The organism is Thalassospira lucentensis (assembly GCF_001613805.1).
GTDB lineage: Bacteria > Pseudomonadota > Alphaproteobacteria > Rhodospirillales > Thalassospiraceae > Thalassospira > Thalassospira lucentensis_A.
On the sequence record NZ_LPVY01000013.1, the window covers coordinates 281962 to 297299 of the forward strand.

The following is a 15338-nucleotide window of genomic DNA, read 5'->3' on the forward strand; positions in this document are numbered from 1 at the left end:
AGTGAGTGAGGAAGCCTTAACTATGAACGAGCTTAAAGCAAAGCCGATCTATCTGGATTACCAGGCAACGACGCCGACCGATCCGCGCGTGGTGGAAACCATGCTGCCGTACTTCACCGAGAAGTTCGGTAACCCGCATTCGCGCAACCACAGCTTTGGCTGGGAAGCGGAAGATGCGGTCGAGGTCGCACGTGACCAGGTCGCCAAGATCATTGGCGCCTCGTCCAAAGAGATCATTTTCACCTCGGGTGCGACTGAGTCGAACAACCTTGCGCTCAAAGGCGTGATGAAGTTTTACGGCAAGAAAAAGCCGCACCTGATCACGGTCGTGACCGAGCATAAATGCGTGCTCGACAGTGCCCGTCACCTTGAACAGGAAGGTTTCAAAGTTACCTATCTTGGCGTCAAGGATAACGGCCTGATCGATCTTGAGCAGCTGAAAGCCGCGATCACCGACGAAACCGCGATTGTGTCCGTCATGGCGGTCAACAACGAAATCGGCGTGATCCAGCCGCTGAAGGAAATCGGCGAAATCTGCCGCGAACGTGGTGTGTTCTTCCATACCGATTGTGCGCAGGCAGTTGGCAAGATTCCGCTCGATGTTGACGAGATGAAAATCGACCTGATGTCGATTTCCGGCCACAAGATTTATGGCCCGAAAGGCATTGGTGCGCTTTATGTCCGTCGTCGTCCGCGCGTTCGCGTCATCGCACAGATCACCGGTGGTGGTCAGGAACGCGGCATGCGTTCCGGTACGCTGCCGACCCCGCTGATCGTTGGTCTGGGCAAGGCCTGCGACATCGCCATGAACGAAATGGCCGAAGAAAATGCCCGCATCATGGAACTGCGTGACTACACCATGAAGCGTTTCCGTGACCGCCTTGCCGACATTTACCTGAACGGTGATGAAACGCAGCGCGTTGCCGGCAACCTCAATGTTTCCTTTGCCTATGTCGAAGGCGAAAGCCTTCTGATGGACATCAAGAACATTGCGGTCTCGTCGGGTTCGGCATGTACCTCGGCGTCGCTGGAGCCGTCATACGTTCTGCGTGCGCTGGGTGTTGACGAAGAACTCGCCCATACCTCGCTTCGTATCGGCATCGGTCGCTATACCACCCGCGAAGAGCTTGATCAGGCGATTGACTCGATCTGTGTCGCTGTCGAACGCCTGCGTGAAATGAGCCCGCTTTGGGAAATGGCCCAGGAAGGCATCGACATCAAGTCGATCGAGTGGGCCGAACACTAAGCGTAACGAACTATTCCTTCTCGTGAGAGAGAAACAGGACTTTTAGGAGGACTTTTACCATGGCTTATAGTGAAAAGCTGATCGACCATTACGAAAACCCGCGCAATGTCGGTTCGATGGACAAGAACGAAACGTCTGTCGGTACCGGTCTGGTCGGTGCACCGGCCTGTGGCGACGTCATGAAATTGCAGATCAAGGTGACCGCAGACGGGATCATCGAAGATGCAAAGTTCAAGACGTTCGGTTGCGGTTCGGCCATTGCGTCAAGCTCGCTGATCACCGAATGGGTCAAGGGCAAGTCGCTTGACGAAGCCGGTTCGATCAAGAACTCGCAGATCGCCGAAGAACTGGCTTTGCCGCCGGTGAAGATTCACTGCTCGATCCTGGCAGAAGATGCCATCAAGGCAGCGATCGCCGACTACAAAACCAAAAACGGTCAGGGCGAAGTCGAAGCTGCTGAATAAGCAGCTTCACGACCCCGTCGTTTTCGGGAATTCAGGAGAAGACTATGGCATTACCGTCCCCGATCAGTGTCACCCCGGAGGCGCTTGTTCATATCAAGGCGTTGCTTGATAGCCGCGGCAAACCGTCCGAAGGCATCCGCCTTGGCGTGCGCAGCAAAGGGTGCTCGGGTCTGTCCTACACGCTTGAATATGCAGATGATGCATCGGGCTTCGAAGAAGTCGTCGAGCTGGAGGATGGCGTGAAGCTTCTGATTGACCCAAAAGCCATCATGTTCGTGCTTGGCACCGAGATGGATTACGAGGTCAACAAGATGGAAGAAGGTTTCGTGTTCCGTAACCCCAATGAAAAGGGGCGTTGCGGCTGCGGGGAATCCTTCCACGTCTGACGGCCCGCCGGGTTTTCCCTGCTTTCTGACTGTCATGGCCCCGGTGATATCGACCGATATCGTCGGGGCCATCGACTGACAAAAGGGCGGTCGCCGTTATTGTTGGCCTTATTTTCCGGCATCTGACGTCCGTCTTTATTCGTTTTGTCGTTTGTTTTTAAATCTCGAAAGTGCATAGCGTGAGCAACACCGGTACCTCAGAAACGCGCACCGCAGAACAGCCGCAGCATAAAGTCTGCTGGTCCTGCAAGGGCCCGGTCGAGGCATCAGCCCTGTTTTGCGACACCTGCAATGCCATCCAGCCCCCCGGCCAGCTTGACCATTTCACGCGCTTTGGCCTGGAACGCACCTTCTTGATCGATGTTGACGCGATCGAGGCAACGTACCTTAAGCAGCAGCAACTGCTGCATCCCGACCGCTTCGCATCGAAATCCGCCCGCGAGCAGGCCCTGTCGTCACAGCAGGCCGCAACGCTGAATGGTGCGTTCGAAACCCTCAAAAATCCTGTGGCGCGTGCGGAATATCTTATGCGTCTGGCGGGTCACGAACCCGAAGGCGGCGAGGGGCACACGGTCAACGATCCGGAGCTTCTGATGGAAGCCATGGAAATGCGCGAGGCCCTGCATGATGCCGATGATCGCAATGCGGTCGACGCCATGATCAAGGATACCCGCAAGGCCGCCCGCGCGTGTGAAAAGGACGTCGCCGAGGCGCTTGAACAGAACGCATATGACCGGGCCAAAAAACTGACAACCCGGCTTAGATACCTGATGAAAATGACCGAGGAAGCGCGCGCGAAGAAATCGCGTCTTGCCGCCGCCTGATCATTTAAAAAGAACGGATAGAATTCATGGCTTTGCTAAAGATCCACGAACCGGGCCAGACGCCGCTGCCCCACGAAGATGAACGCCAGCTTGCCGTTGGTATCGATCTGGGCACGACGAATTCCGTCGTCGCGATCTCGAACGATGAAAAACCCGAAGTGCTCCGCGATACATCCGGTGGCAATGCCATCGTGCCGTCCGTCGTCTATTATGGCGCGGATGCCGATCCGGTGGTGGGCGAGGCGGCCCGTGATCAGATCAACGATAATGCCGATCGCGTCGTATCGTCGGTCAAACGCCTGATGGGGCGCGGCATTGCCGATGTCAAATCGATTGCCGGCACGCTGCCCTATCATGTCGAAGTCCCGGCCGAGGACGCGGCAAAATCGGGTGAACCGATGATGGTGCGGCTCAATGTCGGTGACCGCGTCCTGACCCCGGTGGAAGTATCGGCTGATATCCTGCGTGCCCTGCGCGCGCGGGCCGAGGAAAGCCTTGGCAAACCGGTTGAAAAGGCGGTCATCACCGTTCCGGCCTATTTCGATGATGGTGCGCGCACCGCAACCAAGGATGCCGCCCGTCTGGCCGGGATCGAAGTCCTGCGTCTGGTGAACGAGCCAACCGCGGCCGCCCTTGCCTATGGCCTTGATAACGGCGCAGAGGGCCTTTATGCCGTCTATGACCTTGGCGGCGGCACGTTCGATATTTCCCTGCTTAAAATGCAAAAGGGCGTCTTCCAGGTGAAGGCAACCGGCGGTGATGCCGCCCTTGGCGGTGATGATTTCGATCACGCCATTGCCGAACATCTTCTGGCCGAACGTAAAAGCGGCGGCACCACCGATGATCTTGATGCGTCGGATGCCAAACGCCTGCTTAAAACCGCGCGCAAGGTCAAAGAGGCGCTCACCGATGCCGATGAAACCAGCGTCACCGTCTCGCTTGGCGGTTCGGACACGACCCATACGGTCACCCGTGCCGCATTCGATGCCATGATCGCCAAGCTGGTATCACGCACGATTGCGATCACCGAACAGGTCCTTGATGACGCCGATATTCTGGCCGATGACGTCAAGGGCGTGGTGCTGGTCGGTGGTTCGACCCGTGTGCCCGCCGTACGCAAGGCCGTGGCCGATCTGTTCGAACAGGACCCGCTTTCCGATATCGACCCGGACGAAGTCGTCGCCCTTGGCGCTGCCCTTCAGGCAGAGGCTTTGACAGGTGGCTCCGACAACCTTCTGCTTGATGTCACCCCGCTGTCGCTCGGTCTTGAAACCATGGGCGGGATTGTCGAAAAGGTCATTGACCGCAATACCCCGATCCCGGTGGCCAAGGCACAGGAATTCACCACCTATCAGGATGGCCAGTCGGCCATGATGATCCATGTGGTGCAGGGTGAACGCGAAATGGTTGATCAATGCCGCTCGCTTGCGCGCTTTGCCCTGACCGGCATTCCGTCAATGGCGGCTGGTGCTGCACGCATCAAGGTAACCTTCAATGTCGATGCCGACGGCCTTCTGACCGTATCGGCACGTGAAGAAACCACCGGCACCGAACAGGAAGTCGCCGTCAAGCCGACCTATGGGATTAACGAGCTTGATATGGCCAACATGCTGCGCGAAAGCATGGTCCATGCCCGCGAGGATATGGAAATGCGCCTCCTGACCGAAGCCCGGGTGGAGGCACGCCGCAATGTGCTTGCCGTGCAGGCCGCGATGAATGCTGACCGTGCGCTTCTGACGCCGGAGGACGAAGACAATATCGCAGGCGCGATTGCCAAACTCGAAGCCGCCATGTCGGGCGAGGATCGCGACCTTATCAACGAACAGGCCGAGGCGCTTGAAGACGCATCGCGGCCCTTTGCCGAGGCCCGTATGGACGCCCGTATCCGTCAGGCCCTTGCCGGTCGCAATGTCGATCAGGTGAATTAGGGGCCAGACATAATTGACAAACCGGCCAACTGCGGCGATTGTCCCGTGCAACCGCCAAGGTCAGGTCGGACCAGAGATCGAACGAAAAAGTATTACCGAGGAGAAAGGCACAGATGCCTAAGATCGTTTTTGTTGAACCCGATGGCACCGAAAAGGAATTTGACGTTGCCGACGGTCTGTCCGTTCTGGAAGCTGCCCACAAGAATGGCATCGACCTTGAAGGTGCCTGCGAAGGATCACTCGCTTGCTCGACCTGCCATGTCGTTGTTGACGATAGCTGGTTTGACAAACTTGACGAGCCAAGCGAAGACGAGGAAGACATGCTTGACCTCGCATTCGGCCTGACCGAAACCTCGCGCCTTGGCTGCCAGATCATCATGAGCGACGAGCTCGACGGGCTTCGCGTCATGCTGCCGTCTGCCACGCGCAACATGATGGTCGACAAGTAACACCGAAATTTCCGCCCAAGCCAAAAGGGGGACACCCATGCGCTGGACAGATATTCAGGATATCGCGATCGAGCTCGAAGAAGCCCATCCCGACAAGGATAACGTCAATCTGCGTTACACCGATCTGCATAAATGGATCTGTGAACTTGACGGCTTTGACGACGATCCCGCGAAATCGAACGAGAAGATCCTCGAAGCCATCCAGATGGCATGGATCGATGAACGCGACGATTAGGACCTGGGTCATCTGCTAACACGTCATTCCCGCGAAGGCGGGAATCCAGACAGCAGAACCCGCATCGATAAAAGCCAGCCCGGATCCTTCCGCAGGCTGGCTTTGTTTTATCCGTATTTTGGCATCACCACGGGCAGGGGCTTTGACAACCATGACCGACACCTTCACCGATATCATCCCGGCCCAAAGCCTGTTTGGCCGACTGCGCGCCAACGCCCCCGATGCATGGCAAAGCTATGTCTGCCACGATTTCGTCAAACAGCTTGGCAACGGAACCCTGCCCGAAGCCGCCTTTAAGCACTACCTCATTCAGGATTACCTGTTCCTGATCCAGTTCGCGCGTGCCTATGCGCTTGCGACCTACAAGGCCGATGATCTCCGTGCCATGCGCCAGTTTTCCGGCACCGTCCATGCGATCCTTGATATGGAAATGAGTTTGCATCTCGATTTCTGCAAAGGCTGGGGCCTGTCCGAGGCCGATATCGTGGCAGAGCCAGAATCCCGCGCCTGCATCACCTATACCCGCTATGTGCTCGATTGCGGGGCACGGGGCGATGTGGTTGATCTTCAGGTCGCCCTGATGCCCTGTATGGTTGGCTATGCCGAAATCGCAAACCGCCTGATGGCAAGTTCTGATACAAGGCTGGATGGAAATCCGTACCGCCCCTGGATCGAGATGTATGCCTCGACCGAATTCCAGGACGTGGCAAAGGCCGAAATCGATCTTCTGGAACATACCGCGCAAACCCGCGGGGGGGATGCAAGGATCGCAGGCCTCACGGAAATCTTCGCCAGGGCAAGCCGCCTTGAAGCCGATTTCTGGCAGATGGGGCTTGATCTGGCAAAATAGGCGCAGATGCCTTATATGTGCCCCAACATGAATTCACGGGTGGTTTGAACGCCACCCATCGCTATTTTACATCAACTTCTTGTCGCCGCGGCCTTGACCCGCGGATGGGTGGGAAAAATGAACTCTCTTGGCTTTGACAAAGCCCCAAAAGATACCCGCGTGGTTGTTGCCATGTCGGGCGGGGTCGATAGCTCCGCCGTTGCGGCCCTTCTGAAGTCCGAAGGCTATGACGTGGTCGGCATTACCCTTCAGCTTTACGATATGGGGGCCAATGCGCCGTCACGTGCCAAATCCTGCTGTGCCGGGCGCGATATCTATGATGCGCGCAAGGTGGCCGAGGATATCGACATTCCCTATTACGTGCTCGATTACGAATCACGCTTCCGCGAAGAAGTGATCGATGATTTCGCCGACAGCTATATGCGCGGCGAAACCCCGATCCCGTGCGTGAAATGCAATCAGACGGTCAAATTCCGCGATCTGCTCGAAACCGCACATGACCTTGGCGCCGATTGCATGGCGACCGGCCATTACGTGCAGCGCAAACTCGGTGCCAACGGCCATGCCGAACTGCACCGTGCCGCCGATCCCAATCGCGATCAAAGCTATTTCCTGTTCACCACGACACAGGAACAGCTCGATTTCCTGCGCTTCCCGCTGGGCCATTTGATGAGCAAGGCCGAAACCCGTGCGCTTGCCGCCAAATTCGGCCTTGAAGTCGCCGACAAGCCCGACAGTCAGGACATCTGCTTTGTCCCGGATGGCAAATATGCCCGTCTGGTCGAAAAGCTTCGCCCCGAAGCCGGTGAACCGGGCCAGATCGTTGATCTTGATGGCAATGTGCTGGGCGATCATCGCGGCCTGATCCATTACACCATCGGCCAGCGGCGCGGTCTGAACATCGGTGGCACGGCCGAACCGCTTTATGTCGTCAAACTCCTGCCCGAAACCCGGCAGGTCGTGGTCGGCCCGAAATCGGCCCTTGCGATCCAGATGGTCTATGTCAAGGAACTGAACTGGCTTGATGGTGACGCGATTGACCCGAACGGGGTCGAGGTCGAAGTCAAACTGCGTTCTGCCATGGCACCGGCCCCGGCCACCATCTACCCCGAAGGGCCGGGTGCTGCCCGCATCGAACTGCACGACCCGCAGTTTGGCATCGCACCGGGGCAGGCGGGCGTTTTCTATGCCGGCGACCGGGTAATGGGCGGCGGCTGGATCACCCGTCAGGAACTTCTGGCGGCACACGCACCAACGGCGGCCTGATCGGCGGCTCGATCATCAATAAGGCGGGCAGGCGGGGCATTTGCTCACCTGCCGGTTTTGCGGATATCTTTTTTCCGCAAAACACCAAAAAGGCGCTTGACGGGGGCGGTTCCCTGACGTAAAAACCGCCCCGTTCCGGCGCTTACGGAACCCACGGAATACATACGCTATTCCTACTCTGTGGCCGAGTAGCTCAGCTGGTTAGAGCAGCGGAATCATAATCCGCGTGTCGGGGGTTCAAGTCCCTCCTCGGCTACCAATTAAAAACCCCGTCAGGCAAAGCCTGGCGGGGTTTTTAATTGGCACCCTCGGAGAGGGTTTGCCCCGCCCCCGCATCTATTTCCTGCTGCTCCAGCGTGTGAAATACATGGGGGGAGTAAGTGTATTGCACAAATTGTTTATCTTAGGGCTAATACGACAGTAACGCATGTATGGATGTTTGAGATGATTGTCCGTACTTCATGATCGCTGGCGGGAAATTCACCGGGTTCATGCATATAGCGATTGCGGTGTGATACTATATTGTTCTGGAATGAAGTTCTTTGACTTGTTGTAAGTTGGTTCAAGTTTTGCACGTTATGATTCATAAGGGCATGAAGGTAGGCGCCCATAGAATGTCCTGAGCATTGAATGCCTGACTCTTTAACGAAGTTCTTTAGGGTTCCGTCTAAAGCACGTGTTGCATGAATAACACAGAGTAGGCGGGCCCGCGGTTTTGGTTTGGTTGATGATGCGGTCTTTACCTCATCCCACTCGCTTGCGATTTTCTGATATGTTTGCGAATTGGATATAACAGACCCCGCTATAAGGGCTCGTATTGTGTCGACACGATTGACACCAAAACTCATTTTACCCTCTTGAAAAATGCTGTTGAGAAACGCTCCACGAACTGGTCAAGTTGGGCTAAGTTATTAGCGTCAACTGTGCACCAGTTCGAGAATGCAGCGCATCGAATAGGTTTAAATGGGTCGGTGACTGTTAGCGGAAATTGATCAACAACGAAAAATTGTGGTTGCATCCGTTCACTTGGGTACGGGATCCCTGTATCAAGGGTGAAGTGATGTTTGAAATATTTATTGCATAAATTGTATATGGTTAACATAGCATTGCTGGTTATGTTGGGGCTTATGAGGTGTATTGGAAATCCTCTATAATTTTCTTGTTGTATTTTTTTTGTTTTTTTATAAATATTTTTTGTTTCTATTTTTGTTTTTATTTTTTCTATTGTTTCAAGATAATCTTGTTTATTTGTTTTTTCTTCATTTGTTATTTTTGACTCTTTTTCTTGTATTTTAAAGTAGGAGAGAGATACTCCGTATGCGTTGTGGGTTTGGCGTCGAATACCTGTTGGGATTTCTTTTATTATTCCGCGCGCATTTTTATCTTTTAGGAAATGAATAATCGATTTGTGATCTTTTTCACTTAGTACTTCATGGAAGTGGTGTTCAGAGCCATGTAAACTATTCTCGAGTGAATCCTCTACGAGAAGTAAGCACCTAGTATGATTGGGTAAACCAAGGCGGCAGGCTGACAGTCGGGCCAGTAGATTGGACTTATCTCTAGCTTCGCTTGCTCTGATGAAAAATATTGCAACCAAATCGCCTGAATTCCCAACTAACATGTCGGGAGTTAGAATCAGGTAAGGATGGTCGACTTCTCTGACAATAACTGAACCATCAGGAAGTTGGCCTCTTACCAGTTCGTGCAAGCTTGCTGTTGATGTGCTAGATTTTACCATTCGAAGTAACTTCCGATCAAACCGCTATCTTATATAATTTGCTGCTTATTGACATGGGTGTCGAGAATTTATTTGCTATTATTGGTTGTGCTGATTGATCCTATCCAAAATTTTGTAAAAAAGGGGACTGATTTATTTCTCTAAACATCACCCACCACTAAGCCGCCTTCACCACCACCGAAATCCTCCGCCCCAACAAAGCCAACGCATCTTCCAGCCATCTAAAAGTACGAATAGATGTTATTTGTTGAGAGTTTCTTCGGGGTGGTTATGTCGTCATCGAAATTTATGTTTCCAATTGAAGAAACCGATGTTTCAGACACGGAAACACACATAAAATTCCGTTCTAAAGTTGATGAATGGTCCGAATGGCTTTCGGGCGATGATACGCACGCTATTATTCCTCATCTACATTCAATGATCTGGAATCATGCTGTGTTTCGGATTGTAAATGAATCTAGGCGAGTAAATTTTCAAAAAGATTTCTTGTCTCAAAATCGATTTTTGGCTGAATTTATTGATCAGTCTTATGTCTCCTTTCAGGCAACTGCTGTTCGTCGCCAGATAGAAAGAGGCGCTCGCACTCCAAAGCATCAAGTGATTAGTCTTCAACGTTTGTTAGAAGATGTTGAAAAAAAACGAGAACTGATCACACGTGAAAATTATCTCGCATTGGAAGGCCTCCCTTACGACTGGGAGCCTGTGCGTGATAAACATTATGAGCAGTTACGGCATTCAGACGGAATAGCGACTTGGGTTAGCGCAACTGGGCCGGATGCATGGGAAACTGCCCGTGCTAAACATATTTTATTTGATCAAATGTCTGGCGTAGAGGCAGCAAACCGTTGTCGCACAGATTTGATAAGTGCTGATGTTTTCAGCAAGCTGACGAACCTGATGAGTTCTGACGTTCTTGTAAAATTAAGGGAAAGTACAAATAAACTCATTGCTCATGCCGCCGATGAATTTTCAAGGTCATCTTCTGATGAAGAGCCTCAATATTTCGCAATCAATGAGATTGAAGACTGTCACGAAATCCTTATCCGAGTAGCAAATGCTCTCGGAAACGAAATTCTGCAAATTGCACATTTTGGAACGTTTCCTACACCCCAGTTTGATGTTTTTGAATTTTTTAATACGCCGTGGGCTGACAAAGGCGGTATTAAAGAGCTGAGTAATTTATGGGATAAATACTCTGACAAAGTCGATGAACAAGCGAGACAAAATACCTTTATTGACTATAGGGAAGTCTATAAAGATTGATCCTCAAGAGTGGCTGATATGTTCGAATATCGCCTCGGCGCACACCCCATCACCCGCTTGAAAGCCGTACTGAACGCACTTTCAGACTCATACCCCACCGACAGGGCAATTTCCGAAACCGGCAATCCTGAATGGGTCAGGCGATCCCCCGCAAGCAGCATCCGCCAGCGGGTCAGATAGGCCATCGGCGGGACGGCAACGACATCGCGGAACCGGGCGGCAAAGGCCGAGCGCGACATGCCCGCATGGCGGGCCAGTTCCTTGAGCGTCCAGGGATGGGCGGGGTCCCCATGAATGCAGGCAATCGCGGTTGCGATCTGTTTATCCGATAGCGCCGCGAACCAGTCGGGGATGTCGGGGCCATTGGGGGTATTTGGGCTGGTTGGGCTGGTTGGGGCGGTCCGATCACTTTGACCGTTGGTACGCGCATTGCTCAGATGTAGCCGAAGGGCCTGCACCAGCACTGTATGCGCCAGATGTTGCAGCACCAGAAAACCGCCCGGCTGGGGGTTGCTTAATTCCTGCATCATCCGTTCGACCGACCAGCGCAGGCTGGACTCATCCTGATCATTTTCAATCCGCACAATCGGGGGCAGGGAAGCCATCAGCATGTCGGCATGTGGCCCCGAAAGGGCAAAGCGGCTGCTGACGATAAAGCATTCGCCGCCGCCATTATGCTGAACGATCCCGCCGCTTTGGGCCTTGGCAAAGACCAGTGGCGCATCAACCGGCGGGCAATCAGGATCGCTTGCCAGAAAGAAGGTCCGCCCGCGCGGCAGGACAAAGGAACTTCCCGACGTCAACAGCACGGGCCCTGCAAGGTCTTCGACGCTGACATAACATTGCCCGGAAACGATGGTGCCGCATTTGATGGTATTGGCCTGATCGGCAAAGCGGATCGCCCAGGGACCGGCGGCATCAAACCCGGCCGACATGTAATTGCGCGGCTTAAGCAGCGACAGGATATCGGAAAGCGGATCCATGGGGTGGGGATGCCTTCTTCTGGACGATTGCGAAAGTAATATGGATCATAGCGCATGGATCGTCCAATCACCATCGCATATCGTTCCGGCCATTGATCATGTGCAATGTGAAGTGGAGAACGGAATTGCGTATTTTTGTAACCGGGGCGAGTGGCTTTGTCGGATCGGCTGTGGTGGAAAAGCTGATTGCGGCCGGGCATGAGGTTTTGGGGCTGGCGCGGTCGGATGCGTCGGCAAATGCGCTTCTGGCGGCCGGGGCGGCGGTGCATCGCGGTGATCTTGATGATCGCCAAAGCCTGCGCGCCGGGGCGCGTGCGACCGACGGGATCATCCACACCGCGTTCAATCACGACTTTTCACGCTACGGCCAAAGCTGTGCCGAGGATGCGGAGGTCATTGCCGCCCTTGGCGATGCGATTGCGGGCACGCAAAAGCCGCTTGTCGTGACCTCGGGCCTCGGGCTTCTGGCCGGTGGGATGCATGTGACGGAGCAGGACGTACCCGATTTCGGACCAAACGCCATGCCGCGTGTCGCGACCGAACGCGCCGTTGCCGATCTTGTCGGGCAGGGGCTTAACGTTTCGCTCATGCGCCTGCCGCCGTCGGTGCATGGAAAGGGCGATCATGGCTTTGTGCCGATCCTGATTGCCAAGGCCCGTGAAACCGGTGTTTCGGCCTATATCGGCGATGGCAACAATGCCTGGCCCGCCGTGCATCGCTTTGACGCCGCACGCGCCTATGTTCGCGCGGTCGAGGTCGCCATGCCGGGTGCCGTCTATCACCCGGTCGCCGAAACCGGCATCGCCTTTCGCGAGATTGCCGGGGTGATCGGCAAACGGCTGGGTGTGCCGACCGTATCCAAAACCCCCGCCGAGGCCGCCGATCATTTCGGCTGGTTCACCCATTTCGCCAAACTCGATTGCCCGGCGGCAAGCGACATCACGCGTCGGCAGTTGGACTGGTCTCCGACAGAGGCCGGATTGCTCGCCGATATCGATCAGGAGTGTTATTTCGACCAGTAAGAATGATGTCGCCCCGGTCAGCTTGAGCTGCCCGGGGCTGAAATATCTGGGATCGGTCGATTAAAGTGTGTCGTCCGTAATCACCCAGCCCTTTGCCTTCCAGCCTGCTGTGGATTTTTCCAGCATGCTGGCAACCGGGATCGCATAACCGCCAAAGATTTCAGTCTTGCCGTCCTGCATGGTGACGGAAAGGTCGTATTTTGCACCGCCCAGTGCTGCGATAACGGCCTGTCCTCCGCCGTCCACACTACCGGAAGACACAAACACATTTTCGATACCGCCTTGTGCGGCCATGGTCGCGCCGGCAAATGACATCATATAACCAAGTCCCTGTTGTTTGGGGTTGGTTGTCATATAGCCGTCCTGTGCAATCCATCCGCTGGGAACTTTGCTGAATTCACCGTCGCTTGTTGGCAGGGTATTGGTGAATTCAAGCGTCGATTGCTGTTTGTCGTCGTTATCGTATATTCCAATCAACCCGTTGCTCTGAGTAATGACAAAGCTATGTTTGTCGTCATCTGTTCTGAATTTCATTGGTTACCTCTTTGCCGATGGTATTTATGCTGATCTGCAAAGACGGTGTTGAAACTGGCTTGTGATTAAGGTCGGGTGGGGCAGGAGGTTGCCGAACAGTACCAGAAAGCCACCCGGCCGGGGTTGCCTGCTTCCGGCATCATCGGTTCGACGGCCCGCACAGGCTGGCTTCGTGCTGATCATTTTCGATGCGCCCATTCGTCGGCAGGGTCACCATCCCAGATCGGCCAGCGACCCCGAAGGGGTAGGGCGCGCCGCGCAAAACCGGCCCCCAACCCGACTTGCCGCAACCACCGACGCCCGAACAGACCTTGGGCCATTGCCAACCTCGCCGACGGACGGCTATCGGGTTCTCGGCTACGTCGCTCACTTTCGGGCGGTGGCGGCAACCTGCCTCTCCGGCGTTCAGACAAACCTCAGGCTCGCGCCAAACTCACCCACAAACGGTTTTCGGGCACATGGTCCTCACACTTGTCAGCCTCGTCCATCTTCGATGGGCCATGGCTTGCTGCTGCTGCCCCCGGCGACACTTCCTGTAACCGGTGAAGCCCGGACACATCTCGGGCCTCCGTCAGTTTGGCCCGCAGACGGACTTCGGGCGCATGGCCCCCACCTGTCCATCGTCGGCGGGCCGCAACTCACTGCTGCTCGCTGCTGCTCATGCTGTCATTGCCGCCGCTCCCGGCGGATTTAACGCTCCCTTGCCAAAAAGACGCACCTCTCCCGTCATGACAAATGACCGGGTTAGCCCCCTTCATCCTAGGGCAGAACGCCGCCGTAATGGCTCCGCCATCCGCCAATCAACATCCTGCGGGTCGCCCCGCCACCCGCTCTGCGTCTTTGTCCCTGCATCCCGATTCCCTCTTTCATCCGCCCCAAACGCAAAAACCCGCGAGGCACAAGGCCTTGCGGGTTTCGGTCCGGGTGCATTTCTCCCGTTGACTTTTATTTTATGCCATAGTTAAAAGAACAAATCAAGAACTTTTTTCGGGAAGCTTTATAGGCGGCTAGGCTAAGCCGAAAACTTTCGCGGGTTCCCTTTGCGCCCGATCAACCGCCCGTCAATCACGGCAAGCCCCAATCCGATCACCACCATCCCGCCAATCTGGCGCAGTGCCAGTGTTTCGCCAAGGAACATAACACCCAGCAGGATCGCACTGACCGGGATCAGGAAGGTGACGAGCAGAAGGTTGCTGGCCCCCGCACGGTTCAGAAGCTGGAAATACAGGATATAGGCCAGTGCCGTGCTAAACGCCGCGATACCCAGAACGGCAAGGATGGTTTCGGTTTTGGGAAACGGTAAGTTCCAGGGTGTATCGATAAGGATACAAAGCGGGATCAGCATCAGGCTTGATGCGCTGGTTTGGCCTGCGGCCGTGAGGATCGGCGGGCTGTTTTTGAAGCGCCGGCCAAACACGCCCGCACACCCATAAGAGACTGCGGCCAGAAGCACCGCAAATGGCGCAAGTGCGGCGATGTTTGTCACATTGCTTATGCTGGCTTCCACGGCACCGGGCAGGCCGATGACGATGATAACGCCAACAAAACCGGTCAGAACGCCAATCACCTTGCGGCGTGACAGCTTTTCATTTTTGGTCGCCAGATGGGCGATGATCAGGGTGAAAAGCGGTGTCGTCGCATTCAGGATTGCCGCCAGACCGCTTGCGATATGGGTCTGTCCCCAGACGATAAGGCAAAAGGGGATCAGATTGTTAAGCGCCCCCATGACAAGAAAACCCAGCCATATTTTCGGGTCATGCGGGATCGCGATATGGCGCAACAGGACCACCCACCACAGGATCATCGCGGCAATCGCCACCCGCCCCAGAACAAGGGTAAAGGGCGGCAAATCGACAAGCGCGATTTCGGTAAAGAAAAACGACCCGCCCCACAGCACCGAAAGCACAATCAGCATTAACCAGCTCCGCCCATCCATGCGCGGGGACGGATCATTGCTCTGGCTGATTTTTTCCGGTTCTGGCCGGGGTGCTTTCGGGCCTGCCGGAATACGCCTTGCAAGTGTGCGGTTGCGCTCCTGTTCCGGGTAAAGGGCAATCCATGTATCCGTGCTCATATCCATGATCCGTCTGAAATGTGGTGGTGACGGAATGGATATTAAAGCGTGCTGGCGTTGCTGGCTGGCCAGATTC

Annotated in this window: 15 protein-coding genes and 1 tRNA gene; 12 read left to right on the forward strand and 4 right to left on the reverse strand. The window is 54.9% G+C overall.

Annotated elements, in window-relative coordinates; all coding sequences use genetic code 11:
• Positions 1 to 22 precede the first annotated feature (22 nt).
• From AUP42_RS13480 to AUP42_RS13525, 10 genes are all read left to right on the forward strand, one after another.
• A complete protein-coding gene (locus AUP42_RS13480; RefSeq protein ID WP_062952118.1) occupies positions 23 to 1246 on the forward strand; it encodes an IscS subfamily cysteine desulfurase in 1224 nt (407 codons plus the stop codon).
• A gap of 59 nt (positions 1247 to 1305) precedes the next feature.
• Positions 1306 to 1710 carry a Fe-S cluster assembly scaffold IscU gene (iscU, locus tag AUP42_RS13485; RefSeq protein WP_007091926.1) on the forward strand — a complete coding sequence of 135 codons (405 nt, stop codon included), beginning with the start codon at positions 1306 to 1308 and terminating at the stop codon, positions 1708 to 1710.
• Positions 1711 to 1754: 44 nt separating this feature from the next.
• Entirely contained in the window at positions 1755 to 2096 is a 342-nt protein-coding gene (locus AUP42_RS13490) for a HesB/IscA family protein (protein WP_062952119.1), read from the forward strand.
• 179 nt (positions 2097 to 2275) lie between these two features.
• Positions 2276 to 2920, forward strand: coding sequence for a Fe-S protein assembly co-chaperone HscB (gene hscB, locus AUP42_RS13495; RefSeq protein WP_062952120.1), 645 nt, complete (start codon positions 2276 to 2278; stop codon positions 2918 to 2920).
• A 26-nt stretch (positions 2921 to 2946) separates the two neighbouring features.
• A complete protein-coding gene (gene hscA, locus AUP42_RS13500) occupies positions 2947 to 4848 on the forward strand; it encodes a Fe-S protein assembly chaperone HscA (RefSeq protein ID WP_062952121.1) in 1902 nt (633 codons plus the stop codon).
• A 113-nt stretch (positions 4849 to 4961) separates the two neighbouring features.
• A complete protein-coding gene (locus AUP42_RS13505; protein WP_062952122.1) occupies positions 4962 to 5297 on the forward strand; it encodes a ferredoxin family 2Fe-2S iron-sulfur cluster binding protein in 336 nt (111 codons plus the stop codon).
• 37 nt (positions 5298 to 5334) lie between these two features.
• The gene (iscX, locus tag AUP42_RS13510; RefSeq protein WP_007091921.1) at positions 5335 to 5532 is read left to right on the forward strand and encodes a Fe-S cluster assembly protein IscX; all 198 of its coding nucleotides are present in this window, start codon (positions 5335 to 5337) and stop codon (positions 5530 to 5532) included.
• Positions 5533 to 5683: 151 nt separating this feature from the next.
• Positions 5684 to 6382, forward strand: a complete 699-nt coding sequence (gene tenA / locus AUP42_RS13515; RefSeq protein ID WP_062952123.1) for a thiaminase II — start codon at positions 5684 to 5686, stop codon at positions 6380 to 6382.
• A gap of 117 nt (positions 6383 to 6499) precedes the next feature.
• Positions 6500 to 7648, forward strand: coding sequence for a tRNA 2-thiouridine(34) synthase MnmA (mnmA, locus tag AUP42_RS13520; RefSeq protein WP_062952124.1), 1149 nt, complete (start codon positions 6500 to 6502; stop codon positions 7646 to 7648).
• Between the two features lie 182 nt (positions 7649 to 7830).
• A tRNA-Met gene (locus AUP42_RS13525) sits at positions 7831 to 7907 on the forward strand.
• A 585-nt stretch (positions 7908 to 8492) separates the two neighbouring features.
• Here the strand turns inward: AUP42_RS13525 and AUP42_RS13530 are convergent.
• Positions 8493 to 9386, reverse strand: a complete 894-nt coding sequence (locus tag AUP42_RS13530; RefSeq protein ID WP_062952125.1) for a hypothetical protein — start codon at positions 9384 to 9386, stop codon at positions 8493 to 8495.
• 270 nt (positions 9387 to 9656) lie between these two features.
• On the opposite strand from AUP42_RS13530, the gene AUP42_RS13535 reads away from it, so the two are divergent.
• Positions 9657 to 10649: a hypothetical protein gene (locus AUP42_RS13535; protein ID WP_156484618.1), complete on the forward strand. Its 993-nt coding sequence runs from the start codon at positions 9657 to 9659 to the stop codon at positions 10647 to 10649.
• On the opposite strand, the gene AUP42_RS13540 is transcribed toward AUP42_RS13535, so the two are convergent.
• Complete coding sequence (locus AUP42_RS13540; protein ID WP_062952127.1) at positions 10637 to 11632, reverse strand: AraC family transcriptional regulator; 996 nt, start codon at positions 11630 to 11632, stop codon at positions 10637 to 10639. The genes AUP42_RS13535 and AUP42_RS13540 overlap by 13 nt on opposite strands.
• A 125-nt stretch (positions 11633 to 11757) precedes the next feature.
• Between AUP42_RS13540 and AUP42_RS13545 the strand changes: the two genes are divergently transcribed.
• Entirely contained in the window at positions 11758 to 12654 is an 897-nt protein-coding gene (locus AUP42_RS13545; protein ID WP_062952128.1) for an SDR family oxidoreductase, read from the forward strand.
• A 60-nt stretch (positions 12655 to 12714) separates the two neighbouring features.
• Here the strand turns inward: AUP42_RS13545 and AUP42_RS13550 are convergent, their stop codons facing one another.
• Together AUP42_RS13550 and AUP42_RS13555 are read right to left on the reverse strand one after the other, a co-directional pair.
• Positions 12715 to 13188 carry a hypothetical protein gene (locus AUP42_RS13550; protein ID WP_062952129.1) on the reverse strand — a complete coding sequence of 158 codons (474 nt, stop codon included), beginning with the start codon at positions 13186 to 13188 and terminating at the stop codon, positions 12715 to 12717.
• Positions 13189 to 14200: 1012 nt separating this feature from the next.
• Positions 14201 to 15262 (reverse strand): DMT family transporter, encoded by a 1062-nt coding sequence (locus AUP42_RS13555; RefSeq protein WP_156484619.1) that lies wholly within the window; start codon positions 15260 to 15262, stop codon positions 14201 to 14203.
• Positions 15263 to 15338 lie beyond the last annotated feature (76 nt).